This is a genomic window from Arthrobacter tecti (assembly GCF_054511355.1).
This window is the reverse complement of the sequence record NZ_JBTNCT010000002.1, coordinates 348,454-370,651: the sequence shown is the minus strand read 5'-3', so window position 1 is coordinate 370,651 and position 22,198 is coordinate 348,454. Positions and strand designations below refer to the sequence as shown.

The following is a 22,198-nucleotide window of genomic DNA, read 5'->3' as shown; positions in this document are numbered from 1 at the left end:
GTAACCGTGAGAAGAGAAAGCGCGCGCACCCTGACTGCAGGATACGTCCGGCCACTCGGTCGCCCCGGCGTCGTAAAGGCCATCACTGGAGTATCACTTGCCACCGTAGCTGCCCTCACACTGACGCTGAGCCCCGTGTTCGCGGATGAGCTCGATGACCGGAAGAACGCGCTTGAGCAGGAGATCGCCGAGGTCCAGCAGTCGATCGAGTATCTCGACGCCGACATCACCGAGACCATCGCGCAGCTCAAGGTGTTCCAGGGCCAACTCCCCGGAGCGCAGCAGGCGCTGGCTGACGCGCAGGGCCGCGTTGAAGCGGCGACCGCCGAAGTGAACGCACTTGCTCAGCGCGTCCAGCTGGCGGAGGAAACCAAGAACAAGATCACGGAGCAGCTGAAGCAGGACGAAGCCGAGATGGCCAAGACCCGTGAGGTTATCGGCCAGATTGCCACCCAGGCTTACAAGAGTGGGGGCGTACCCACCAGCCTGTCGCTCATGCTTGGCAGCGACGGCGGAGACAGTTTCGCGTCCATGGAGCTGGTCGACCAGGCCCTGCGCAGCCAGAACGCCGCGCTGGAACGGCTCGCCCAGCAGAATGCGACGAACGTGAACTCCCAGGCACGGTTGGTAGCTGTTGAGGAAGAGATCCGCGATCTGAAGGCGAAGGCCGACGCCGCCCTTGCCGCCGAACAGGCAGCGCGGGACGAAGCAGCAGCTGAGAAGGCCAAGGTCGACAAGCTGATCTCCGACACTTCCGCGCTCTCGGACAAGCTGCAGAAGCAGAAGCCCGTCATTGAAGCGAAGCTCGCGCAGGTCGAGGAAGCACACCAGCAGGTCGTTGACGATATTGCAGAACGGCAGCGGCGCCTCATCGAAGAGGCCCGTAAACGGGAAGAAGCGCGGCTGAAGGCGGAAGCTGAAGAGCGTGCACGCATCGAGAACGCGCGGCGTGCAGCGGAAGCCGCCGAGGCAAACCGCCGGGCCGCTGAAGCTGCGGCCGCGGCTAGCAGGCCAGCGCCGGCACCCGTTGTCCCCGCACCTGTAGCACCGGTGATCGAGCCGCCGCAGACGTCCAGTCCCTCAGCGTTCGGACTACAGGCGCCTGTCAATGGCCCCATCACCTCCGGATATGGTTGGCGTCCGACGCCTCTCGGCACGATCGACTTCAACGGTACCGGTGGCTACACACACACTGGTATTGACTATGGCGTTGCCTGCGGTACGCCGCTATACGCTCCAGCTGCGGGCGAAGTATGGTTCGCCGATTCAAACGCGTTGCCGGGTGCGGGTAACCGTATTGTGCTGAACCACGGCGTGATCGGCGGAAATGCGCTGGCGACGAACTTCTACCACCTGTCCAGTTACCTCGTTGCTCCGGGACAGAACGTGAGCGCCGGTCAACTCATCGGCTACACCGGAACCACGGGCAACTCCACAGGCTGCCACCTGCACTTCGAAACAGTGCTCAACGGCAGCTTGGTCGATCCGATGGGCGTTCTCTAGCCGCTTCGAGCGTAGACTGGTATGCGAATTGTTTACGTCCGGTCGCGGTCCGTCGCGACCGCAAGGACCAGCGCTACTGAAGGAGTTGAACCGTGCCCAAGGAAAGTGGCCGTCAGGTAGTGGCCACCAATCGGAAGGCCCGGCACGACTATCTGGTGCTGGACACCTACGAGGCCGGCATTGCATTGCAAGGCACCGAGGTGAAATCGCTGCGGGCCGGGCGGGCATCGTTGGTGGACGGCTACGCCATCTTCTACAACGACGAACTGTGGCTTGAGGGTATCCACATCCCCGAGTATTCGCAGGGCAGCTGGACAAATCATGCCGCGCGCCGTCGTCGTAAGCTGCTCCTTCACCGCGAGGAGCTTACAAGGATTTCGCACAAGATCCGCGAAAGCGGGTTCACGATCGTTCCGTTGCAGCTGTACTTCCTCAACGGCCGCGCGAAAGTGGAAATCGGCATTGCCCGAGGCAAGCGTGAATACGACAAACGCCAGACCCTGCGCGAGCATCAGGACAACCGCGAAGCGCAGCGTGCAATGCGCGAAAGGAATCTCGGCGCATGAGCGATGTCTTCTGGGAAGCCCAGGACTCGGACGAGACCGAAGAAGAATCAGAACTCAAATATAAGCGCCCGTGGTGGGTTACCGTAGCGGCACTCATTGACCTGCTTATCCTGTTCGCCATTGTGCCTGCCGGGATCCTCGCACTCATTCCGTTCTTCTTCCTGATCTACGTCTACCTGGCGCAGGTCCTGGTGTGGGTGTCCCCACTGCTGGTGCTCATGAACATCATTCTTTTCGGGTGGAGCTTCCGGCGGAAACAGGCTGCGACTACGGCCCTGGCGGCCCTTGGACTGGCCTTCGTCGCCGTATCCTTCGTGGTTCTGATGCTGTGGCAGGCACAGATCGTGATCCTGGGTTTCAACTTCTAGCAAGGCGCTTCTCGGGAATGATTCCTGGTCGAGGTGCGTTAGACTAAGTAGCCCGGAGCAATCCGGGATTGATAACTCAATACGGGGATGACAGGTTTCGACGATGTTAGTCGCGACAGGGGAAGCGGGCCGAGGATACAGAGTTATCTCGTAAACGCTCTCTGTAAAACAATAAGTGCCGAACAAAAGCGCACTGACTTCGCTCTCGCTGCCTAAGCAGCCGAGCTAGTCCGTCAGCCCGGGTATGCTCTCGACCCGGATCCTGGCGTCATTTAGAGGGCCACTGCTCTTGGTTTTCGTTGCAGGAACCAGGGGGACTTTTATGCAACTGGGCCCGGATCAGCCACTTGTTTGCATGATGGCTGGGGCCGAGAAAATCCGACGCAAACTGCGCCCGGAGAAGCCCTGACTACACTGCATCGGACGCGGGTTCAATTCCCGCCATCTCCACGAATCAGCACCCTTGGCCAATGGTCAGGGGTGCTGGCATTTAAGTGCCGCTCGGGCATGGGACCGAAGCCGGTAGCGCCTCCCGGCCCCCCATGACCTCGCTCCGCTCCGCCACGGGACCCTGCCGGTAGCGCCTCCCGGCCCCCCATGACCTCGCTCCGCTCCGCCACGGGACCCTGCCGGTAGGCTTAGCACGTGAGCTGGATGAATGATCGTCCCTCGTGGCTGCCGCCCATACCGCCTCCGCACCGCGGCCGGGCACTGATGGCTGTTGGGCTCGTCCTCGTTGTGGGCACTTTCATCTACATCTTCATCATGAGCTACATTGGCGGCACGCACACCCTCTATACGCTTCTACCCCTGGCGGTGGGCCTCGTGTGCCTGATTGTCGGGTTGACCAGGCGCAACGAAGGACGGTAGTCAGCGGGCCCCGCTCCTGCGGGTCCACCTGATCGCGCGGCGTTGGGTAATATCCGGGGGATGAGAGGACCGACAAAGTGAGCACCCCCAACACTTCCGCAACCGAGCCAGCCTGGTGGACCGGCGCCGTCGTCTACCAGATCTATCCGCGCAGCTTCGCCGATTCCAACGGCGACGGAATCGGCGACCTCGGGGGCATCATCGCGAAGCTCGACCACCTCGCCGATCTTGGTGTGGACGTCCTGTGGCTCTCGCCGATCTACTCCTCGCCGCAGCACGACAACGGGTACGACATCAGTGACTACCGGCAAATCGATCCCACGTTCGGCACTCTTGAGCGGTTCGACGAGCTGCTCGAGGGCGTTCACAGCCGTGACATGAAGCTGGTCATGGATCTCGTGGTCAACCACACATCCAGCGAGCACCCTTGGTTTATTGATTCTTCCTCGTCGGTGAACAGCCCGAAGCGGGACTGGTACTGGTGGCGCGAGGCCCGTGAGGGCTTCAGCCCGGGGGAGAAAGGTGCAGAGCCCACCAACTGGGGCTCCGCCTTCAGCGGCCCAAGCTGGACCCAACACCCAGCGACCGGCCAGTATTACCTGCACCTCTTTGCGCCGGAGCAACCCGATCTGAACTGGGAAAACCGCGATGTACGAGCCGCCGTCTACGAGATGATGACCTGGTGGCTGGACCGCGGAGTGGACGGCTTTCGCATGGATGTCATCAACTTCATCTCAAAGGATCCCGCGCTGCCGGATGGTCCGGTACCCGCTGGGAAGCTGTGGGGCGACGGTTCCCCTCATTACATTTCCGGTCCGCGGATCCACGAGTATCTCCGGGAAATGCACCGCGAGGTGTTCGAGGGCCGCGACGCTGAGCTCATCACAGTGGGCGAGATGCCGGGTGTGACGATCGACGAGGCGAAGCTATTCACCGATCCCACGCGGCGGGAAGTGGACATGGTCTTCCAATTCGAGCACGTGGGCCTCGACTACGGTCCGGGCGGCAAATGGGACTACAAGGGACTGGACCTCCGGGACCTCAAGACGTCCTGGAACCGGTGGCAGAAGGGCTTGGCTGACACGGGGTGGAACAGCCTCTATCTCAACAATCACGATCAGCCGCGGCTGGTTTCGCGGTTCGGCGACGACGCGAAGTACCGCTACGAATCCGCTACGCTCTGGGCGGGCATCCTGCACCTGCACCGCGGCACACCTTACATCTACCAGGGTGAAGAAATCGGCATGACGAATGCGCCGTTCGAAGCCGTGAGCGACTTCCGCGATGTGGAATCGGTTAATCACTTCTATGAGGCCACGACAGCGCTGGGGCACGATCCCGAGGAGGTGCTGCGCAACCTTCGCATCATGAGCCGGGACAACGCGCGCACTCCGGTCCAGTGGACGGCAGGGAAGCAGGCGGGTTTCACCACCGGAACTCCGTGGATCGACGTCAACCCGAACTATGCGAGCCTCAACGCTGCAGCTGACCGCACATCAAAAAAGTCAGTCTTCAGGTTCTATCAGCAGCTCATCGAGCTACGGCACAAAGACGAAACCGTGCGCCTCGGAGACTTCTCGATGCTCGCGGCGGACCACCCGACACTCTATGCCTTCACCCGCAGCTACAACGGCTCCACCCTGCTGACCGTGGGCAACGTCTCCGGGGACCCGCTGGCCCTGCCGGCTGATTTGCCGACCGGCCCACTGGTGCTCGGGAACTATGAAAGCCCGGACGGCGCGGAACTCCGTCCCTGGGAAGTGCGGATCCTGCGGGTCGCCTGAAGGTCACGGTTCCAATCCACTACGCAGGACACGCCGCATTCAAGAGTGCATCGCGGCGTGTCCTGCGAAGTCGTTGGGGCTATCGCTCGGCGATCAGTGTTTCCGTGTACAGGTCGATCAGCCCGGTCATGCCGCTCTGTTGCATCGCCCGCCGCTGGCGCTCAGCGCCCGTCCCGCGCTCCCAGGCGGTTTTCAGCCCGCTCTGGATCCAATGCGTGTCCCCCGCGTCGTCGAGCGCCGGACCGATGTGCTCAAGCAGGCGATCTACCTGCTCCCTTGCCGGCACCAGCTTGCCGGTCAGCGGATTGACGACGACGTCGCCCAGCCCCTGGCGCGCCGCCTGCCACTGCGCGGCGTCGAGCAGTTCCGGGTCAGGATCCGGATACGGTACGCAGTCCAACGCTTCCTGCACGGCGGTGCTCACGAGTCCGCGAATCAGCCCGGCAAGCAGCACGGAGTCCTGTGCCTCAAGCTGGGCATCCGCGGTCCGGACCTCCAGGGTGGGGTAGTGGTCCGAGAGGCGCGCAACCCAGGTGAGTACGCCCCGGTCGATAATGACGCCGGTGTCCACCAGGCGCTGGATCCGCCGCTCGTAATCCTCGGTGTCCGCGAAGATCGGCGGGCAGCCCTGAACCGGCCAGCGGCGGTAATGAACGGTCCTCCAGCTGGCGAACCCGCTGTCGCGGTCCAGCCAGTACGGGGAGTTTGTACTTAGTGCCGTGATGATGGGCAGCCAGATGCGGATGCGGTTGAGTGCCTGGACGCCGGTTTCCTTGTCAGGAATCCCGACGTGCACGTGAAGCCCGTTGACGAATTGGTCCGCGACGATGCCCCGGGCGCTTGATTTGAGCTCGTGGTAGCGCTGCTTGTCGGTGAGTTGGGGGTAGCCTTCCTCGATGCGCGGGGCGGTCGCTGTGCCGGAAGCGCGGACTCCGGCTTTACGGGCTGCAGCCGAGAGCTGGCGGCGGAAGTTCAGCAGTGATTCCTCGGCCTCGGTGAGCGTTTCGCAGACCGGGGTCGCTGTCTCGATCTGGCAGCTGAGCAGCTCCCGCTGGATGTCCTCTCCAGTGACTGTGTCTCCGGATTCGAGCAATTCCTGGACCTCGGTGGCATTGAAGACGGGCAGGCCTGAGACGGGGTCGAGCAGGAGGTACTCTTCTTCAATTCCCAGCGTGGTCATGTGGTGCCTTTCCGTGGCCGTTCGGATCGCTCCCAGTGTAGGCAGGACCGCGGTCGTGACGGGAACGGCTCGTCACAGAGCGCCAACCAGCCTCAGTCCCAGCCCTGCGGCGCTTAGCCCCAAGACAAGGTTTCCAGTCACATGGACGACGGCGGCACCCACCCGTCCGTCTCGCCATAGGGTGACAGCCGCGACACTGAGTGTGCTGAAGGTGGTCAGGCCGCCGGCGAATCCCACGGCAAGGATGTTGTACTGGTCAATCTCCAGCCGTGCTTCGCGGAGCATGCCCCAGCACAGGCCGATGATCAGGGAACCAACAGCGTTGACAATGAGTGTGCCGGCAGGAAACGGAACATCGCGCTGCGGTGGCTGTCGTCGTCGTGCGCGGTATGCCTCGGTTCCGGCGTCGGTTCCGTACCGAAGGAGCGCGCCGGCCGTTCCCGCCAGTCCGACGAGCAGCGCGGTGATCATGCGCCGCTCCGCTGCCCCAGGATCACGCCGGCGGCGGCCGCAGCGAGGCCGAGGAGCAAGGAGAGCCCCAGGTAGGGAACGAGCAGTTCAGTCTCGAGCACACTGACGAGCGCCACCGCGGAGAAGGTGGTGAAGGAGCCCAGGAGGCCGGGGCCGAGGCCGGCCTGGAGCCAACGCGGTGGCCCTGATCTGGTTCCCCAGAGTCCGGTCAGCCACCCGAGCAGGAGGCTACCCAGTACGTTGATGCTGAGCGTGTTCCACGGGAAGGTACCGGCCGGCTCCGGCACGAGCAGCACCAACAGGTAGCGCATCTCGGTTCCGATGAACGCGCCGACGGCGACGGCGGTCCAGGTTCTCCACGAGGTCAGACCCGAACGCCTCGGCAGAGGCCTGCTCATGGAACCAGGCTGCAACCTGCGTGCTTGCCCACGGACTCGATCCAGATGGCGCCGGTCAGTTCGTCGCCCAGGTCCAGTTCACGGGTACTGTGGCCGATGTCGACCCGCGCCTGCAGCGATCCGCCGAACGGTTTGCGCTGCAGCACGGTGACGGGGGATCCGATACCGATCTGCTCGCTTGCCAGGAATCTGAGCAGACTGGGGTTCTCGTCGCTGATCCTCGCCACCCGGCCGGAATGGCCGTCGTCGAGCCGGTTCAGCGGAAGAGCATCCGGCAGTGTGATGGATCCATCCGCAGTGGGAATCGGATCGCCGTGCGGATCCGCGGCAGGGCAGCCCAGTTTTGCGTCGAGCCGGTCAATGAAGGTGTCGGAGACAGTGTGCTCCAGCAGTTCCGCTTCATCGTGTACTTCGTCCCAACGATAGCCGAGCTCGCGGACCAGGAACGTTTCCAGGAGGCGGTGCCGCCGAACCATCGCCAGCGCAAGGCGGTGGCCCCCGGCGGTGAGTTCGACCGGACGGTAGGGCTCGTGGCGCACCAGGCCGAGGTCGTCGAGTTTCCTGATCATCTCCGAGACCGAGGAGTTTGCGACCCCCAGCCTGGCAGCCAGCCTTGATGATGTCACGGGCGCATCATGCCACTCCGAGAGGGCATAGATGGTTTTCACGTAGTCCTGGACGCTAGTGGAGTCGATGCCGAGAGCGCTTGCCTTGGGTGCCATGTCGGTTACGCCTCCTGGCTGGTGGCAGGCCGCCGTCGTCGGGCGAATTGGGCAGCCAGCCCGGTTCTCGGCGCGACCAGATAGACCACTGCGAAGACCAGGGCCTGGGCGAGCACCACGGCGGCACCTGGAGAAATGTCCAGGTAGTAGCTTGCATAAATCCCACCCACGGAGGCCGCAGCCGTGATTGTCGCAGCAAGCAGCAGCATCCTGTCGAAGCTCCGGGTGAGGAGGAATGCCGTGGCACCAGGAGTAATGAGCATCGCCACAACGAGAATAATACCGACGGCCTGCAACCCGACGACCACACTGAGGGCCAACAGGCCGAGCAGCAGCGCACTGAGCAGCCGGGTGTTGAGACCGATGACGTGCGCGTGAGTGCGGTCGAACGCGAAGAGGGTGAGGTCACGGCGTTTGAACAGCACAATCGCAAGGGTCAGCGCACCGAGGATGAGTACTTGCCAGAGCTCGCCGTCCGTCACACCGAGCACGTTCCCGAACAGGATGTGCATGAGGTCAACTTGCGACGGCGTGCGCGAAACGATCGCCAGCCCTACGGCAAACAGTGCGGTGAAGACTACGCCGATCACCGTGTCGGACTTCAGCTTGGTGGTGGACTTGACCGCACCGATCAACGCGACGGCACCTGCACCGAACACGAAAGCTCCCAGCGAGAACGGAACTCCGACGATGTAGGCGAGGGCTACGCCCGGCAGTACCGCGTGGGATACGGCGTCGCCCATCAGCGACCACCCCATCAGGATCAGCCAACAGGACAGGACCGACGCAACGATGGCCGCCGCCAGCGTGACAACCAGCGCTCGGGTAAGGAAGCCGTACTGGAGGGGCTCCAGGAGAAAGGAGACGGGGTCCATTTATGCTCCTCGCCGCTCAGGAGAGGGTGCGACAGCGGCACTTCCCGCAGTCCCGAATGCCAGAGCAAGGTTCTCATGGGTCAGGACGTCGGCAGGCACCCCTTCGGCAAGGATGCTGTGGTGCAGGAGGATCGCGCGGTCACACAGCTGTGGGATTCCAGCGAGGTCGTGCGTTGATACCAGTACGGTGCGGCCCTCTTCCTTCAATTCCCGCAACAGGGTCACCAGGGTGGCCTCGCTGGCTTTGTCCACACCGGCGAAGGGTTCGTCGAGCAACAGGAGCTGTGCGTCCTGGGCGATGCCGCGCGCCACGAAGGCGCGCTTCTTTTGCCCCCCGGATAACTCTCCGATCTGGCGGTGGCGCAGCTCCGTCAGGCCGACTCTGTCCAGGGCGTGGTCCACTGCGGACCGATCTGCACGGGAGGCCCGCCGGACGGGCCCCATGTGGGCGTAGCGTCCCATCATGACGACGTCGCCCACCGAGACGGGAAAATTCCAGTCCACGTCCTCGGACTGCGGAACGTAGGCAACCAGCTTCTCCTTCCTCGCGGCGGCATGTGCGCGACCGAAGAGCGACACGGTGCCACGTTGTGGGACAACGAGCCCCATCAGCGACTTGAAGAGCGTCGATTTACCGGAGCCGTTGACACCGATGAGCCCACAGACCTGGCCGCGCTCCAGGGTGAAGTCGACCGCGTCGAGTGCCACCACGCCGTCGTAATGGACGTTCAGTTGCCGCACGCTGATCGCAGCAGCCGGGGGAGAGGAGGTACGTGTGGTCATCGCGTCAGTCCTTCGATGATGAGGTTGATGTCGTAGCGCAGCAGGTCGAGAAAAGTCGGCACCGGGCCATCCGGTCCAGAGAGCGAATCGACGTACAGCGGGCCGGCCAGTTCTGCCCCGGTTGCGTTGGCGACCTGTTGCTGTGCTGAAGGGTTCACGGTGGATTCACAAAAGACGGTGGGCACATTGTGTTCCTCGACGAAGGTGATGACGTCCTTGATCTGCCGAGGAGTCCCCTCATTGTCGGAGTTGACGGGCCAGATGAATGCTTCAGCAAGTCCGGCATCCCGCGCTAGATACGAAAATGCACCCTCGCAGGTCACCAGGGCTCCGCTGTCGGCCAGGGAGGTGCGCAGGTGATCAAGCAAGCTCTCGAGTTCCTCCTTCAGTGCCTGCCCGTTCGCAGCGAACTCTGCTGAATGCGCCGGATCAAGGTCGGAGAGGGCACGGACGATGTTGTCCACGTACACCTGTGCAGCTTTGGGGGACATCCAGGCGTGCGGATTTGGCAGCCCGCTGTAGTCCCCGGACCGGATGTCGACAGGCTCGACGCCGTCGGAAAGCACCACATGGGGTGCATCCACAGACAGGACGAACCGCTCGAACCAACGCTCCAGACCGAATCCGTTGTCGAGGATGAGGTCTGCGTCCTGGGCATTGATCAGGTCTGACGGCGTAGGTTCGTATCCGTGGATTTCCGTACCCACCTTGGTAATGGAATCGACGCGGATGTGGTTGCCCGCCACAGTGCGCGTGAGGTCTGCCAGCACCGAAAAAGTGGTAAGCACCATAGGGCGGGGATCTTCCTCCCCGCTTGCGCGCTGCACAGTGGGGGACCCGCATGAGGCGACCACGAGTGTCATCACGATAAGGAGTACCGTAAGACGAAATTTCGGCATGCCTAAAACATACCGCTAAGCGCGTTCCGGCGCCAGCTGTGGCCGTCTAGGACGAAGAGTGCGTCGCCCTCCACGCGTACGTCAGGTACGGCAGCTCGAGGGTCACGTTCCGCGGGTGGCCGAGGTGTTCGTGGAGGTACCAACGCAGGTTCTCGTCGACCCTGGCCCGGGTGGAAACGGAAGCGTTCTGGTAGTAACTTCGTGAGCGCGCAAGCTCAACGACGTCCGACGCTGATAACAGTTGGGTCCACGCGAAGACCCTCGACTCGGGCGCCGTGAAGCGCGCGCCGAGCAGCGGCCGGTAGCTGGGACGGAAGACATCACCGGCGTGCATGATGCGGGAAAGCCGGTGCACCCACGGCACTGAAACGTCCAGTTGGTTCCAGACCAGGGCAAGCACACCTTTCGGGGTGAGGATCCGGGCAGCTTCTTCAACGGTCTCCGCCGGATCGCACCAGTGCCACGCCTGGGCGATGGTCACCACATCGGCACTTGAGGCAGGCAACCCGGTGGACTCGGCGGTACCCTCAACAGTGCGCACTTCCGGCAGGCTGCGCGATAGCACCGCCAGCATGTCTGCCGACGGGTCCACCGCCACAACCTCGCCGCAGCGACGCACGAGCTCTTCGGTGAATTTGCCCGTTCCAGCGCCGATGTCAGCTGCCCGAACCGCTGAGGCCGGAACAAGCCAGTCGACGCAATCTCCCGGGTAGCCCGGACGCACCCGGTCATAGCGCTCGCCGTCCTGCAGATACCCACGAGCAAGTGCACGACGGCGGTGCGCGGCGAGGCGCGGACCTCCAGGAACCATAGTGGTGAGCTCCTCGCGTGCGGGTGTGGGACCCAATAATTAAAGCACCGGACTGCGCCGCGGTGACCGCTATGTGCCTAGTCCGTGGTGCACGGGGCCGCGCCGGCGGTACCGGGCGTATGCGGAGCCCACTCGGGGAAGTTGCGGGTCTCCACGGCAGGGACCCAGCGGCCCTGATCGACCACGTAGTCGGTCCCAAGCCCGTTGGAGATCAGGGCACGCAATCCGCCGAGGAGCCGTTCGACGTCGTCCTGCCGCGATCCCAGCCCGAAACTCGCCCGCAGCGACCCCGAAGGCAGGCCGAGGCGCTTGAGCAGCGGATGGGCGCAGAACTTGCCGTCGCGGAGGCCGATCCCGTGTTCAGCGGACAGGTAAGCGGCAACCAGACCCGCGTCGTAACCGTTCACGGAGAAGTTGACCACACCGATGGCGTCGGTCTCCTCCGAGAAGATGCGGTGCACGGTAACCTCCGGTAGATCCGACAAGCCATCGATGAGCGCGGCGCGGAGTTCACCCTCATGGCGCTGCCAGTCCGCTTCGCTGAGCCCTGAGATCACCTGCGTTGCGTGGGCGAGCGCAGCAGCCCCCAAAACGTTCGGCGAGCCGCCCTCATGACGGGCAGGACCGGTTGCCCATGACACGGAGTCCACCCTGACCGTCTTTACGGCTCCGCCGCCGGCCAGATGCGGGGTTCCGGCGTCGAGCCAGTCCGGCCTGCCGACCAGCACACCCGCACCGTAGGGCGCATAGAGCTTGTGGCCGGAGAAGGCGACGTAGTCGATCGAATCCCCGGACACATCCAACCGCCGGTGCGGAGCGAGCTGTGCCGCGTCCACGACGATCCTCGCGCCATGAGCGTGGGCGATCTCAGCGAGCCGCCCGATGGGAAGAACCTCACCGGTAACGTTGGAAGCCCCCGTCACCGCGAGCAGGTTGATCCCGCCGGCGGCGAGTTCCCGCTCGAGCGCTGCGATGGTGGCATCCACGGTGCCGGCGGCTGTGACGCTGCGGTGCGGCCGCTGAAGCCAGGGGAGAAGGTTGGCGTGGTGCTCGAGGTCGAGGTAGAGGACTTCGCCCTCGCCCGGCACGCATCCGGCGAGCAGGTTCAGGGAATCTGTGGTGTTCCGCGTGAAGATGACGGCGTCATCAGTGCGTCCGCCCACGAATTCCCGGACAATCCTGCGGGCGTTCTCATATAGCGATGTAGATATCTGTGAAGCGTAGCCCGCACCCCGATGGACGCTCGCGTAGTAAGGCAGCACGCTCTGGACGTAGTCGCTGACCTCCTGGAGCGCCGGCGCCGACGCCGCGTAGTCCAGGTTCACGTAGCGCACGGTGGTGCCGTCGATCAGCGGAGCCGGCAGCTCCCCGCCAAGCACCGGAGCGAGGGGGCTGGCGGACACCAGGGTTGTCTGGTCAAGGATTGCGTTGCTCATGGAGTAACCCCACAGTGGTCTCAGGGAACCGCCGTTCAGGGGTTCCGCGCTTGCCGCATCATTTTTCTGGTGCGGCCTGGTCGTCACCCGGGGCACCCCACCGCGGAAGGAGGGTTGCCGGCCAGCAAACCGGGGTTTTACGCTGGCACTCGTGACCAATGTGTTTCAGCATAGGGCAGGGTGGAGCAGTCCTGCAGCATTGTTACAGGGTTACAGACGGCGAATCCGTTGCGCCTGATACGGCGCTATCCGGCGCAGGAGGCCTACAGAAGGTCGTCGAGGGCGGGGTTGAGTTTCTTCAGGACCTCATTGTGCAGCGTGCTGTTCGTTGCCAGCGCATTGCCGCCGAACGGACCGTCCGAGCCTTCAAGAGAGGTGAAGCGGCCTCCAGCCTCCGTGACGATCGGCACGAGCGCGGCCATGTCGTACAGGTTCAATTCCGGTTCGCACGCGATATCCACCGCACCCTCGGCGACGAGGCAGTAGGACCAGAAGTCGCCGTAGGCGCGTGTGCGCCAGACCGAATCGGTGAGCGACACGAACTCATCAAAGTTGCCACGTTCCCGCCAGCCGGAAAGATTCGAGTAGGACAGGGATGCGTCTTCCAGCCGCGACACATTGGACACCCGCAGCCGGGTGGCCGCAGCGAGCGACTTCCCCATGAACGCACCCGTGCCGGTTGCCGCCCACCAGCGCTTGCCAAGGGCCGGCGCACTGACGACGCCGACCACGGGGCGGCCTTCATCGACGAGGGCAATGAGCGTTGCCCATACCGGAACGCCGCGCACGAAGTTCTTGGTGCCGTCGATGGGGTCGATGATCCAGCGCCGCGAGCCCGCACCGCTGCTTCCGAACTCCTCCCCGAGCACTGCATCGCGCGGACGGGCGCGCGAGAGCTGCCCGCGGATCGCTTCCTCGGCAGACTTGTCGGCGTCAGTGACCGGCGTGAAGTCCGGTTTTGTCTCCACCGACAGATCCTGGGCCTTGAATCGGGACATGGTCTGGTCATCCACCGAGTCCGCCATCACGTGGGCAAGGCGCAGGTCATCGTTGTAGCTCTGGAGGTTCATACTTCTCAACCTATCGTGTGGGACGGGCGCCATCCGGGAGCGGAGTGCCATCGGTAATCGTGTGGCGACGGCGGACAATGGGACAAGCGGTTAACGCCAGAAGGGCACCGGACCAAACGGCCGGTGCCCTTCTGAAATACTGCTAAAGACTAAAGAACGGATCTCTTAGAGAACGGATCTCTTAAAGAACGGAGATGTTCTCAGCCTGCGGACCCTTGGGGCCCTGGGTGGTCTCGAAGCTGACCTTCTGGTTCTCTTCGAGTGAGCGGAAGCCGCCCGAGTTGATCGCGGAGAAGTGTGCGAAAACGTCAGCGCCGCCGTCGTCAGGAGCAATGAATCCAAAGCCCTTTTCAGCGTTAAACCACTTGACTGTACCTGTAGCCATTTTTTTCTATTCCTTGAGTGTGAGGATCCCCCCGTACTTCGGGGTTCCTGTCGCGGTGTTCTTTCGCCTGTCAAGAAAGCTTTCGAACTCCGGAGAGAAATCAAGGCTTAAAAATTAGTGCGCAACACAACAACTTCGTTCAGTCTAGCAGGAAAAACAGGCACCTTAGTGTGTACCCAGTTCCTTCGTGTCCCGCGCCGGTTCCGTACCGGCTCCAAGCAGCCGCCTGAGGGATGCAAGGCGGACCGGACCGGACTCGCCCGCGTATCCGCCCGCGACCCAGTCGTCCAGTCCACAGTTCACCGCTGCCTCGTCGTGGCGGCAGCCACGTTCGCAGTCCTGGGTCCCGGGCTCGAGGTCGGGAAAAGCGGCGAGGATGCGGTCCGGCTGCACATGTGCGAGTCCGAACGAGCGTATTCCAGGGGTGTCAATGATCCAGGTGCCCTCAGCGGCGTCGGCCGCTTTCAGTGCAAACGCCGACGACGACGTGTGCCGACCGCGGCCGGTCACCGCGTTGACGCCGCCGGTAGCCCGATTCGCGCCGGTCAGCGCGTTCACGAGAGTGGACTTTCCCACGCCCGAGTGCCCGAGGAGCACACTTACTTTGCCGTCGAGGAGGATCCTGAGCTGCTCGATAGCTCCGGAGGCCAGGAGCGCCGAGGTGCCGCTGTCGGACACGGACTCCACGGCGTCGTCCGTTGCAGCGGTTCGACTCGTGATGATCGTCAGGTCGAGATGCTCGTAATTGGCCAGCAGCTCAGCCGGATCCAACAGGTCCGCCTTGGTGACGCAGAGCAGCGGGTGGATGCCGGCGTCGTAGGCTGCAACCAGCGCGCGGTCGATGAACCCGGTGCGCGGGTCCGGATTGGCGGCGGCCACCACGATCACCAGTTGGTCCGCGTTCGCGACCACGGCGCGCTCAACGGGGTCGGTGTCGTCGGCGCTGCGTCGCAGGAGCGTCGCGCGGTCATGGATACGGACGAGCCGCGCGAGAGTATCGGGCTCGCCGGTCACGTCGCCCACCAGTGCAACGAGGTCCCCTGCGACAACGGGGGAGCGCCGCAACTCGCGCGCACGGGCAGCGATTACTGTGCGCTCGGTGGGCGTGTCTTCATCCACGACGGCGGTGTAGCGGCCTCGGTCCACAGTGATGATTCGACCTGTGACGGCGTCTTCGTGCGCTGGTCGCTCCTTGGTGCGGGGACGCGACCCCTTTTTGTTGGGTCTGATGCGGACGTCCGATTCATCCCAGGATGAGAGCCCGCGCCTTGACCCCGCTGGCGTCACCGCGAACCGCTCGAGTCAGCCGTCGCGGTGAGCGCCTGCCAGAGCTCGGGGAACTGCGGCATGGTCTTCGCGGTCGTGGCAATATTCTCGACCTCCACGCCCGGTACTGCGAGCCCGATGATCGCTCCCGCGGTGGCCATGCGGTGATCCTCGTAGCTGTGGAATGTCCCGCCGTGGAGCTCAGCGGGGCGAATGATCAGGCCGTCCACTGTCTCTTCGGCGTCACCGCCCAGCCGGCAGATCTCCGCAACGAGCGCGGCCAGCCGGTCTGTCTCATGGCCGCGGAGGTGGGCAATGCCGGTCAGCACAGACGGCGTTTGAGCCAGTGCACAGATTGCCGCGACGGTGGGGGCCAGCTCACTGGTGTCCGCCAGTTCGGCGCCCGTTATACGCCCTGTGCCGCGGACAATGAGTGTGGAATCTTCAGTGAGTACGACGTCGGCACCCAGTTGGGGGAGGATGCTCCGCCACTTTTCGCCCACCTGGGTGGTGGTGGCCGGCCAGTGCGGCATTCTTACTGTTCCGCCGGTTGCAAGGGCTGCCGCCAGGAAGGGACCGGCGTTGGACAGATCCGGCTCGATCCGGACGTCGAACGCGTTGATCGTCCCCGGTTCAATCCGCCAGTGGTTGGGCACGGAATCGTCTACGATGACGCCGACTTCCCGCAGGACCGCAACGGTCATCGCGATGTGGTCCAGGCTGGGAACGGGTTTTCCAACGTGCTCGAGGTGCAGCCCTTCGGTGAACCGTGCGCCGACCAGGAGCAGCGCGGAGACGAACTGTGACGAGGCGCTGGCGTCGATGACCAGCCTGCCGCCCTTTACTTCGCCGTAGCCGGCGACCGCGAAGGGGAGGGCGCCGTCGTCATCGTGCACTTCAACGCCCAGGCCACGCAGCGCGTTGATCACAGCGCCCATGGGACGGCGGCGGGCATGTTGGTCGCCGTCGAATGCCGTGGTCCCGGTCCGCAGCGCGGCCACGGGTGGGACGAAACGCATCACGGTTCCAGCGAGCCCGCAATCAACCGTTGCATCCCCCGAGGCATCCGTGGGGATCGGAGTTATCTGCAGGTCGGCTCCGAACGGCCCCTCGCCGTCGATCTCCTCAATAACCGCGCCCAGGGAACGCAGCGCACGTACCATCAGGGCGGAATCCCGCGAATGTAGCGGGGAGCGCAGCCTGCACGGCCCGTCGGCAAGCGCGGCAAGGATGAGGTAACGGTTGGTCAGTGACTTCGAGCCCGGTACTTCAACCGTTGCGTCCACCGGACCGCCGGGATGCGGAGCCGGCCAGAACTGCGTCGACGGGGTTGTGGACGGTGCGCTCATACTGGCTAGTGGCCGGCCACGTCGGAGGCAGTCTTGCGCACGGCTTTTTCCGCCTTCTTCAGGCGCTTCTCCGTGTCCCGCGCCAGCGAGCGCGCGGTCTTTCGGGTGTCATGCCCGAGGACCAGCGCATTGCGGCGGGCGTCCTCTGCGAAATGCTCGGCGCGCCAGGCCCAGCTCGGGCGGCCGTTGGTGTCCACGGCGGCCAGCAGCACGGCGCCGATCAGGGACAGGTTCTTGATCAGCTGGTTGCGGCGCACCTTGCGCGACTCGGGGGTGGACGAGTCTGCGTTGTTGAACTCCACGGCCGTGTTGAGGGCGGAAGTTCCGACGAGCACCAGCGCTGAGAGCCGCGAAAAACGGCCGATCCCGAGCATCACGGCTGCGCCGAGGTGAGCTGCGCCAAGTACCTGGGCAACGCGCTTCTCATTGTTTGTTGCGGAGGCCGCGGACGGCACCATCTTGTTGATCCGGTCCAGCGTAGGGCGGAGGGCGACAGCGGTGGAGTCAGTGTTCCGGAGCCGGTCGACGCCCGTGAGGACGAAGCTGCTGGCAAGCAATGGGCGGGCTAGTACGCGAACAAGGGTCACAATGCCTCCTGGCTTCCGGCACCAAAGGGCGCCGGATCTATGTATGCGAACAAAGTCAGTCACAAACCTGGATGAATGTGTCTAGTTTTACACTTTTGCGCCCGCCGTGGCGATCCGGCGTCGGCACCCGCAAGGTATCGAGCAGGCGCCGGTCAGCGATCCGGCCGGCGCGGGGCATGGAATATCCCGTGAGGGCACACCGTTATGGCTAGTGTATGACGGGCGATGCCCGGCAACGTAGGTGAGGAGCATCTTGGGTACTGCAACATCGACGAGGGACAACGTCGGCCAACTGCGCGTGAGCACCCCAACGCTCGCGAAGCCGGTTCGTCAGGTTCGCGGACGCGTAGACTTTGCAGCAATGAATACCACAGCCGCGGCCGGGCCCAGCCCAACCGAAGATGAGCATCTGGACGTGTCCAAGGAATCCGAGTCCGAAAGGACAGCGAGGTTTGAGCGGGACGCCATGCAGTACGTGGATCAGCTCTACTCGGCGGCAATGCGGATGGCCCGTAATCCTGCTGACGCCGAGGACCTGGTGCAGGAGGCCTACACCAAGGCATTCTCCGCTTTCCACCAGTACAAACCGGGAACCAACCTGAAAGCATGGCTGTACCGGATCCTCACCAACACATACATCAACCTGTACCGCAAGCGGCAGCGCGAGCCCCTGCAGTCCCATTCCGACACCATTGAGGACTGGCAGCTGGCAAAGGCGGCCGAACACACCTCAAGCGGGTTGCGGTCGGCGGAAGTTGAGGCGCTCGACCACCTGCCGGACTCCGACGTGAAGCAGGCCCTGCAGGCTATCCCCGAGGAGTTCCGCCTGGCTGTGTACTTCTCTGACGTGGAGGGCTTCGCGTACAAGGAAATCTCGGACATCATGAACACCCCGATCGGGACGGTCATGTCGCGGTTGCACCGTGGCCGGAAGCTCCTGCGCGAGCTTCTATCGGAGTACGCGCACGAGCGCGGTATGAATGTTCCGGCACGCGCTTCCGCCGGCAAGGGCGGAACTACCCAGGAGAGCGGAAAATGAGCGACTGCCATAGCCTTGGCAACTGCGATGACTCACGGATCGAGCGGCTCTACGAGTACCTCGACGGCGCCTTGTCGCATGCGGACCTGGTGGAAATCAAGGACCACCTCGAAGATTGCCCGGAGTGCGCACAGGAACACGATCTGGAGTGCCTTATCCGCTCCGTGGTCAAGCGGTCCTGCACTGAAGTTGCGCCCGCCACGCTGAAGGCCAGCATTCTGGACCGGATCAGCCAAATCAAGACTGTGGACCACTGACCGCGAGGCACGTCAGACATGGAAAAACCCCCGTCTTCGGACGGGGGTTCTTCTGTTCTTGACCGTGATGTCAGGTGTTGGGGCGCTTACCGTGGTTAGCGCCGCCGCGCTTGCGATCACGGCGCTTGCGTGCACGCTTGCTCATGGCTGCCTCCTTACCTAGCTGGACTGCAGTCAAGTCTCGCACATGCGGGCGGCCGCGACCTAAACGCCGGATGAGCCGATGAGGATGCGCACGGTGCATAGGATGGCAGCGGAACCATCAGGATTGCCCGAAGCGAAGGAGCACCAATGCGCGCAGTGTACGCCGAGTCGATCTCCCCCGAGTCGCCACTGACCGGGCTGAGGGTCGGTGAGCTTCCCGAGCCGGAGGTCCCGGAGGATTTCCGCCGGGTCCGGGTGCTGGCTTCGTCGCTGAATCATCACGACCTTTGGTCGCTGCGCGGAGTAGGACTGGGGAAGGAGAAACTGCCGATGGTCTTGGGCTGCGATGCGGCCGGGATCGACGACGACGGCAATGAGGTCCTCGTGCACGGCGTGATTTCCTCGCCCGGCTGGCGGGACGACGAAACCCTGGATCCACGCCGTTCGCTCCTGTCGGAGCGCTATCCGGGCACGATGGCGGATTACGTCTGGGTGCCGGCCCGGAACCTCGTTCCTAAACCGCCTGAGCTCAGCTTCTCCGAGGCCGCTTGCCTTCCGACGTCGTGGCTCACCGCCTACCGGATGCTCTTCACGACGTCACCGGCTGCACCGGGTTCCACGATCCTGGTGCAGGGGGCAGGTGGAGGCGTGGCCACTGCGCTGATCGCGCTCGGCAGCGCGGCTGGCTTCCGGGTATGGGCAACCAGCCGAAGTGCGCGCAAGCAGGAGCAGGCACGCGCGCTGGGAGCTGCAGACGCGTTCGACGCCGGTGCCCGCCTCCCGGAGCGCGTGGATGTTGTCTTCGACTCAGTCGGGGAAGCCACCTGGTCGCACTCCCTCAAGGCACTCAAACCAGGTGGCGCCGTGGTTGCCTGCGGAGCCACCAGCGGGCCCGCGCCGTCCGCGGATCTCAACCGGGTGTTCTTTCTCCAGTTGAAGGTTCTCGGGTCCACCATGGGCACAAGGGATGAGCTGCAGCGCCTCGCGCAGTTCCTGGCTGTCACGGGCGTGCGTCCGGAGGTGGATTCCGTCTATCCCCTCGTGGAGGCACACACAGGCTTTGAGCGGATGATCCGCGAAGAAGTGTTCGGGAAGATCGTGTTCGACCACGCCGACTGAAGTTCTTACTGCAGACCGGACAGAGAGACCCGGATCGATGACTGCGCCTGGCGGAGTACCGTGCGCACAGTGTCGGCGACGGCGTCGTTGATTCCGCCCTGCGCCTCCGCGTGGTGTCGCAGATCCCTGCGGACATCGTCGCGGAACTCGCTGACGAGTTGTTCCAGATCCTTGAGGACCCGACGATTCCCGGAATCGCTGGAGGGTGGTTGGCTCTGCCGTGCCTGCCGCGCCGACCGTCGTGCGGCCTCGGCTGAAGCGGCGACGTCTGCCCTCAGGCCGCGCATGTTGGCGCGGATTTCCTCCCGCAGGCCATCAGCCAGACGACGCACTGAGGCTGAGATGTCTTCCTCGATGTCTGCCAGGTCGCCTCTGCGCTCCGTCAACTCCGCAAGCCCGTGCGCGGTGATGGAATATGTGGTGCGCCGGCCTTCGGACTCGGTTGACACGAGTCCTTCAGCCTGCAGCTTCGACAAGCGCGGGTAGATGGTGCCTGCACTGGGGGAGTAGGTTCCGCCAAAGCGGTCCTCCAGCGCCCTGATAATCTCGTACCCGTGCTTCGGGCCATCCTCGAGCAGGGCCAGCAGATAGAGGCGCAACGCACCGTGCGCGAAGACTGCAGGCACTAGAGCCCCCCGTCCTGCGCCTCGACGGAGCCGTTTCCGGCGAGGTAGTCGGGACGGTGATGAAAGATCGCGATATCGCCGGAGACGGAGCTTGCCCGCACCGTCAGGACGGACCCTGTGGACCCGGCTTCCCGATGCGTATGTTTGCCTCGGGCTGTGAACTTTTGATCGTTCACCGTCAGGCTTCCCGAAATTGACGTCGCGGATACGTCAACGCCCACCTCACTGGAAAGGCGCACCGTGAGGTCACCGGACACGGATTTCGCCATCAGGTCACCCGGTTCACCGAGCAGGTCCAGCGTGATTCCGCCGCTGACGCTGTTGGTGCGGACACTCTCGCAGTAACCGGAGGCAGTCACCTCCCCGGAGACGGTTTTGGCGACGAGATGGCCACTATGGTGCCGGACGATCGCTTCGCCGCTGACGGTGCTGACCCGCAGGGTCCCGGTGGTGTCATCGGCCATGATCGAGCCGGAGACAGTGTCCAGTGTTGTTTCCCGCGTGCCACAGGCCAGTCCGTCCCCGCTCACCGTGCGCAGTGCCACGGCCGTTCCTTCGGGAACCGCGATACTGATGACGGCGGCCTCCTTAGTCCTGCCAGTGACAATCTGCCCGGTGAATCCCAGCCATCCGCTGCGCGCCGCACCAGGCGTGTGGACGAGCTCAAGCACGCCGTCGTTCAGAATCAGGTCGATGGGATCGCCTTGCACTTCGGACACCTCAATGCGGGTGACCGGTTCGTCGTGGACCAGAATATCCACACGGCCGGCGATGATCCCGGCCTTGATTGACCGGACATCGTCGAGCTCCAGGATCTGCGGGGAGCTTACCTGCCATTGTTGCTGTTCCATGATGTGCCCTTCGTAGGTATGTCGCGATATATCGCGTCCTGCAAAACACGATATATCGCGTTTTGCGTTCCTGCAAGGGGTGATCCGGATAACGCCCGGGATCAGGCGGGTGCCGGAATCTCCAGCCACTGGAACCAGCCGCGATGCAGCACCAGCCAGGCCATCAGGCCATAACCCGCCTGGCCCGGAGCGCCGCCGTTCGCGGCGAGGTCGGAACGCCACTGCTCGTGCGACTGCAGCGGGGTGAACGTATCGACATAGACGTGCTTGCGGCGGGTTGTGACGTCGGCAAAGGCTGCCGAGAGATCGGCGAGCCGGCGGTTGCGTTCGGCATCCAGGCCGGGCGGAGGTCCGACCACCAAGACCTTGATGCTCATCTGCGCTGCTCCGTCGAGGATGTTGGCAAGGTTGAGCCGGCTGCGTGCCGTGGACACTTCCAGATCCAGGTCACGGTCGGAAAGCGCAATGACGAGACGGTTCTCGGAGTCTTCAGCGAAGCGTCTGCCGGACTCATCCAGCCAGCGGGCAGCAAGTGCTTCGGTTCCCTCGCGGGGAGCCGCAAGGCTGAAGGCCTCGACAACTGTGTTGTCCGCGGACGTCCTGGCGAGAACCCTGCCCAGCCAGCCGAGCGCACGAGGATCGCCCAGACCCGCGAGCAGCTCATCTCCAACGGCGGCCAGCCTGATTCTGCGCTGTTCCACTTTTCCCCTCGCGTTTGCTCGTACCTTTTCGAACGTCTTCTTCATGCGCCGGGCCGTACAGACCTCCGGCGCCTGTCAGCGTATAACGGGAATGGGCAGGGTCCCAACAGACCCCGCCCATTCTACGTTCACGCGTCC

Annotated in this window: 26 protein-coding genes, 1 other RNA gene and 1 riboswitch; of the genes, 9 read left to right on the top strand and 18 right to left on the bottom strand. The window is 63.8% G+C overall.

Annotation, left to right across the window (positions count from 1 at the left end; translation table 11 throughout):
* The first annotated feature begins 6 nt into the window (after positions 1 to 6).
* The 6 genes from ACX80C_RS04210 (at position 7) to ACX80C_RS04185 (ending at position 5,091) form a co-directional block, all read left to right on the top strand.
* Entirely contained in the window at positions 7 to 1,503 is a 1,497-nt protein-coding gene (locus ACX80C_RS04210) for a peptidoglycan DD-metalloendopeptidase family protein (protein WP_459324979.1), read from the top strand.
* Between the two features lie 92 nt (positions 1,504 to 1,595).
* Complete coding sequence (smpB, locus tag ACX80C_RS04205; RefSeq protein WP_459324977.1) at positions 1,596 to 2,069, top strand: SsrA-binding protein SmpB; 474 nt, start codon at positions 1,596 to 1,598, stop codon at positions 2,067 to 2,069.
* Positions 2,066 to 2,437, top strand: coding sequence for a hypothetical protein (locus ACX80C_RS04200; protein WP_459324976.1), 372 nt, complete (start codon positions 2,066 to 2,068; stop codon positions 2,435 to 2,437). The genes smpB and ACX80C_RS04200 overlap by 4 nt, the downstream gene beginning before the upstream one ends.
* An 83-nt stretch (positions 2,438 to 2,520) precedes the next feature.
* Positions 2,521 to 2,890: a transfer-messenger RNA gene (ssrA, locus tag ACX80C_RS04195) on the top strand.
* A gap of 192 nt (positions 2,891 to 3,082) precedes the next feature.
* Positions 3,083 to 3,307 carry a hypothetical protein gene (locus tag ACX80C_RS04190; protein WP_459324975.1) on the top strand — a complete coding sequence of 75 codons (225 nt, stop codon included), beginning with the start codon at positions 3,083 to 3,085 and terminating at the stop codon, positions 3,305 to 3,307.
* Positions 3,308 to 3,384: 77 nt separating this feature from the next.
* Positions 3,385 to 5,091: a glycoside hydrolase family 13 protein gene (locus ACX80C_RS04185; protein WP_459324974.1), complete on the top strand. Its 1,707-nt coding sequence runs from the start codon at positions 3,385 to 3,387 to the stop codon at positions 5,089 to 5,091.
* 79 nt (positions 5,092 to 5,170) lie between these two features.
* Here ACX80C_RS04185 and ACX80C_RS04180 read toward each other — a convergent pair whose 3' ends face one another.
* The 14 genes from ACX80C_RS04180 to ACX80C_RS04115 all read right to left on the bottom strand — a co-directional run bounded on the left by ACX80C_RS04180 (position 5,171) and on the right by ACX80C_RS04115 (position 17,323).
* Complete coding sequence (locus tag ACX80C_RS04180; RefSeq protein WP_459324973.1) at positions 5,171 to 6,271, bottom strand: carboxylate-amine ligase; 1,101 nt, start codon at positions 6,269 to 6,271, stop codon at positions 5,171 to 5,173.
* A gap of 72 nt (positions 6,272 to 6,343) precedes the next feature.
* Positions 6,344 to 6,742, bottom strand: a complete 399-nt coding sequence (locus ACX80C_RS04175) for a fluoride efflux transporter FluC (RefSeq protein ID WP_459324972.1) — start codon at positions 6,740 to 6,742, stop codon at positions 6,344 to 6,346.
* On the bottom strand, positions 6,739 to 7,140 hold the full coding sequence (locus ACX80C_RS04170) for a fluoride efflux transporter FluC (protein WP_459324971.1): 402 nt from the start codon (positions 7,138 to 7,140) through the stop codon (positions 6,739 to 6,741). Before ACX80C_RS04170 ends, ACX80C_RS04175 begins: the two co-directional genes overlap by 4 nt.
* Complete coding sequence (locus tag ACX80C_RS04165) at positions 7,137 to 7,862, bottom strand: metal-dependent transcriptional regulator (RefSeq protein ID WP_459324969.1); 726 nt, start codon at positions 7,860 to 7,862, stop codon at positions 7,137 to 7,139. Before ACX80C_RS04165 ends, ACX80C_RS04170 begins: the two co-directional genes overlap by 4 nt.
* A 5-nt stretch (positions 7,863 to 7,867) precedes the next feature.
* Positions 7,868 to 8,737 (bottom strand): metal ABC transporter permease, encoded by an 870-nt coding sequence (locus ACX80C_RS04160; RefSeq protein ID WP_459324968.1) that lies wholly within the window; start codon positions 8,735 to 8,737, stop codon positions 7,868 to 7,870.
* Positions 8,738 to 9,520, bottom strand: a complete 783-nt coding sequence (locus tag ACX80C_RS04155) for a metal ABC transporter ATP-binding protein (protein ID WP_459324967.1) — start codon at positions 9,518 to 9,520, stop codon at positions 8,738 to 8,740.
* Positions 9,517 to 10,419, bottom strand: a complete 903-nt coding sequence (locus tag ACX80C_RS04150) for a metal ABC transporter substrate-binding protein (protein WP_459324966.1) — start codon at positions 10,417 to 10,419, stop codon at positions 9,517 to 9,519. The genes ACX80C_RS04155 and ACX80C_RS04150 overlap by 4 nt, the downstream gene beginning before the upstream one ends.
* Positions 10,420 to 10,465: 46 nt before the next feature.
* Positions 10,466 to 11,230, bottom strand: coding sequence for a class I SAM-dependent methyltransferase (locus ACX80C_RS04145; protein WP_459324965.1), 765 nt, complete (start codon positions 11,228 to 11,230; stop codon positions 10,466 to 10,468).
* A gap of 77 nt (positions 11,231 to 11,307) precedes the next feature.
* A complete protein-coding gene (locus tag ACX80C_RS04140) occupies positions 11,308 to 12,666 on the bottom strand; it encodes an aminotransferase class V-fold PLP-dependent enzyme (RefSeq protein ID WP_459324964.1) in 1,359 nt (452 codons plus the stop codon).
* A 41-nt stretch (positions 12,667 to 12,707) separates the two neighbouring features.
* A riboswitch (SAM riboswitch) is annotated at positions 12,708 to 12,823 on the bottom strand.
* A 106-nt stretch (positions 12,824 to 12,929) separates the two neighbouring features.
* Complete coding sequence (hisN, locus tag ACX80C_RS04135; protein ID WP_459324962.1) at positions 12,930 to 13,736, bottom strand: histidinol-phosphatase; 807 nt, start codon at positions 13,734 to 13,736, stop codon at positions 12,930 to 12,932.
* Positions 13,737 to 13,917: 181 nt separating this feature from the next.
* Positions 13,918 to 14,121, bottom strand: a complete 204-nt coding sequence (locus ACX80C_RS04130; protein ID WP_026545912.1) for a cold-shock protein — start codon at positions 14,119 to 14,121, stop codon at positions 13,918 to 13,920.
* A gap of 165 nt (positions 14,122 to 14,286) precedes the next feature.
* Positions 14,287 to 15,408, bottom strand: a complete 1,122-nt coding sequence (gene rsgA / locus ACX80C_RS04125; RefSeq protein ID WP_459324961.1) for a ribosome small subunit-dependent GTPase A — start codon at positions 15,406 to 15,408, stop codon at positions 14,287 to 14,289.
* Positions 15,405 to 16,736, bottom strand: coding sequence for a 3-phosphoshikimate 1-carboxyvinyltransferase (gene aroA, locus ACX80C_RS04120; protein WP_459324960.1), 1,332 nt, complete (start codon positions 16,734 to 16,736; stop codon positions 15,405 to 15,407). The genes rsgA and aroA overlap by 4 nt, the downstream gene beginning before the upstream one ends.
* A gap of 5 nt (positions 16,737 to 16,741) precedes the next feature.
* The gene (locus ACX80C_RS04115; protein ID WP_459324959.1) at positions 16,742 to 17,323 is read right to left on the bottom strand and encodes a DoxX family protein; all 582 of its coding nucleotides are present in this window, start codon (positions 17,321 to 17,323) and stop codon (positions 16,742 to 16,744) included.
* A 298-nt stretch (positions 17,324 to 17,621) separates the two neighbouring features.
* Between ACX80C_RS04115 and ACX80C_RS04110 the strand changes: the two genes are divergently transcribed.
* Positions 17,622 to 18,362, top strand: coding sequence for a sigma-70 family RNA polymerase sigma factor (locus tag ACX80C_RS04110; RefSeq protein WP_459325094.1), 741 nt, complete (start codon positions 17,622 to 17,624; stop codon positions 18,360 to 18,362).
* Complete coding sequence (gene rsrA / locus ACX80C_RS04105; RefSeq protein WP_459324958.1) at positions 18,359 to 18,619, top strand: mycothiol system anti-sigma-R factor; 261 nt, start codon at positions 18,359 to 18,361, stop codon at positions 18,617 to 18,619. The genes ACX80C_RS04110 and rsrA overlap by 4 nt, the downstream gene beginning before the upstream one ends.
* 70 nt (positions 18,620 to 18,689) lie before the next feature.
* Here rsrA and ACX80C_RS04100 read toward each other — a convergent pair whose 3' ends face one another.
* Positions 18,690 to 18,764, bottom strand: coding sequence for a 50S ribosomal protein bL37 (locus ACX80C_RS04100; RefSeq protein WP_369299106.1), 75 nt, complete (start codon positions 18,762 to 18,764; stop codon positions 18,690 to 18,692).
* Positions 18,765 to 18,910: 146 nt separating this feature from the next.
* Between ACX80C_RS04100 and ACX80C_RS04095 the strand changes: the two genes are divergently transcribed.
* Entirely contained in the window at positions 18,911 to 19,882 is a 972-nt protein-coding gene (locus ACX80C_RS04095) for a zinc-binding dehydrogenase (RefSeq protein ID WP_459324957.1), read from the top strand.
* Positions 19,883 to 19,887: 5 nt separating this feature from the next.
* Here the strand turns inward: ACX80C_RS04095 and ACX80C_RS04090 are convergent, their stop codons facing one another.
* The 3 genes from ACX80C_RS04090 to ACX80C_RS04080 all read right to left on the bottom strand — a co-directional run bounded on the left by ACX80C_RS04090 (position 19,888) and on the right by ACX80C_RS04080 (position 22,105).
* A complete protein-coding gene (locus tag ACX80C_RS04090; RefSeq protein WP_459324956.1) occupies positions 19,888 to 20,508 on the bottom strand; it encodes a PadR family transcriptional regulator in 621 nt (206 codons plus the stop codon).
* Entirely contained in the window at positions 20,508 to 21,359 is an 852-nt protein-coding gene (locus tag ACX80C_RS04085; RefSeq protein ID WP_459324955.1) for a DUF4097 family beta strand repeat-containing protein, read from the bottom strand. Before ACX80C_RS04085 ends, ACX80C_RS04090 begins: the two co-directional genes overlap by 1 nt.
* 101 nt (positions 21,360 to 21,460) lie before the next feature.
* The gene (locus ACX80C_RS04080; protein WP_459324954.1) at positions 21,461 to 22,105 is read right to left on the bottom strand and encodes a GDSL-type esterase/lipase family protein; all 645 of its coding nucleotides are present in this window, start codon (positions 22,103 to 22,105) and stop codon (positions 21,461 to 21,463) included.
* Between the last annotated feature and the right edge of the window lie 93 nt (positions 22,106 to 22,198).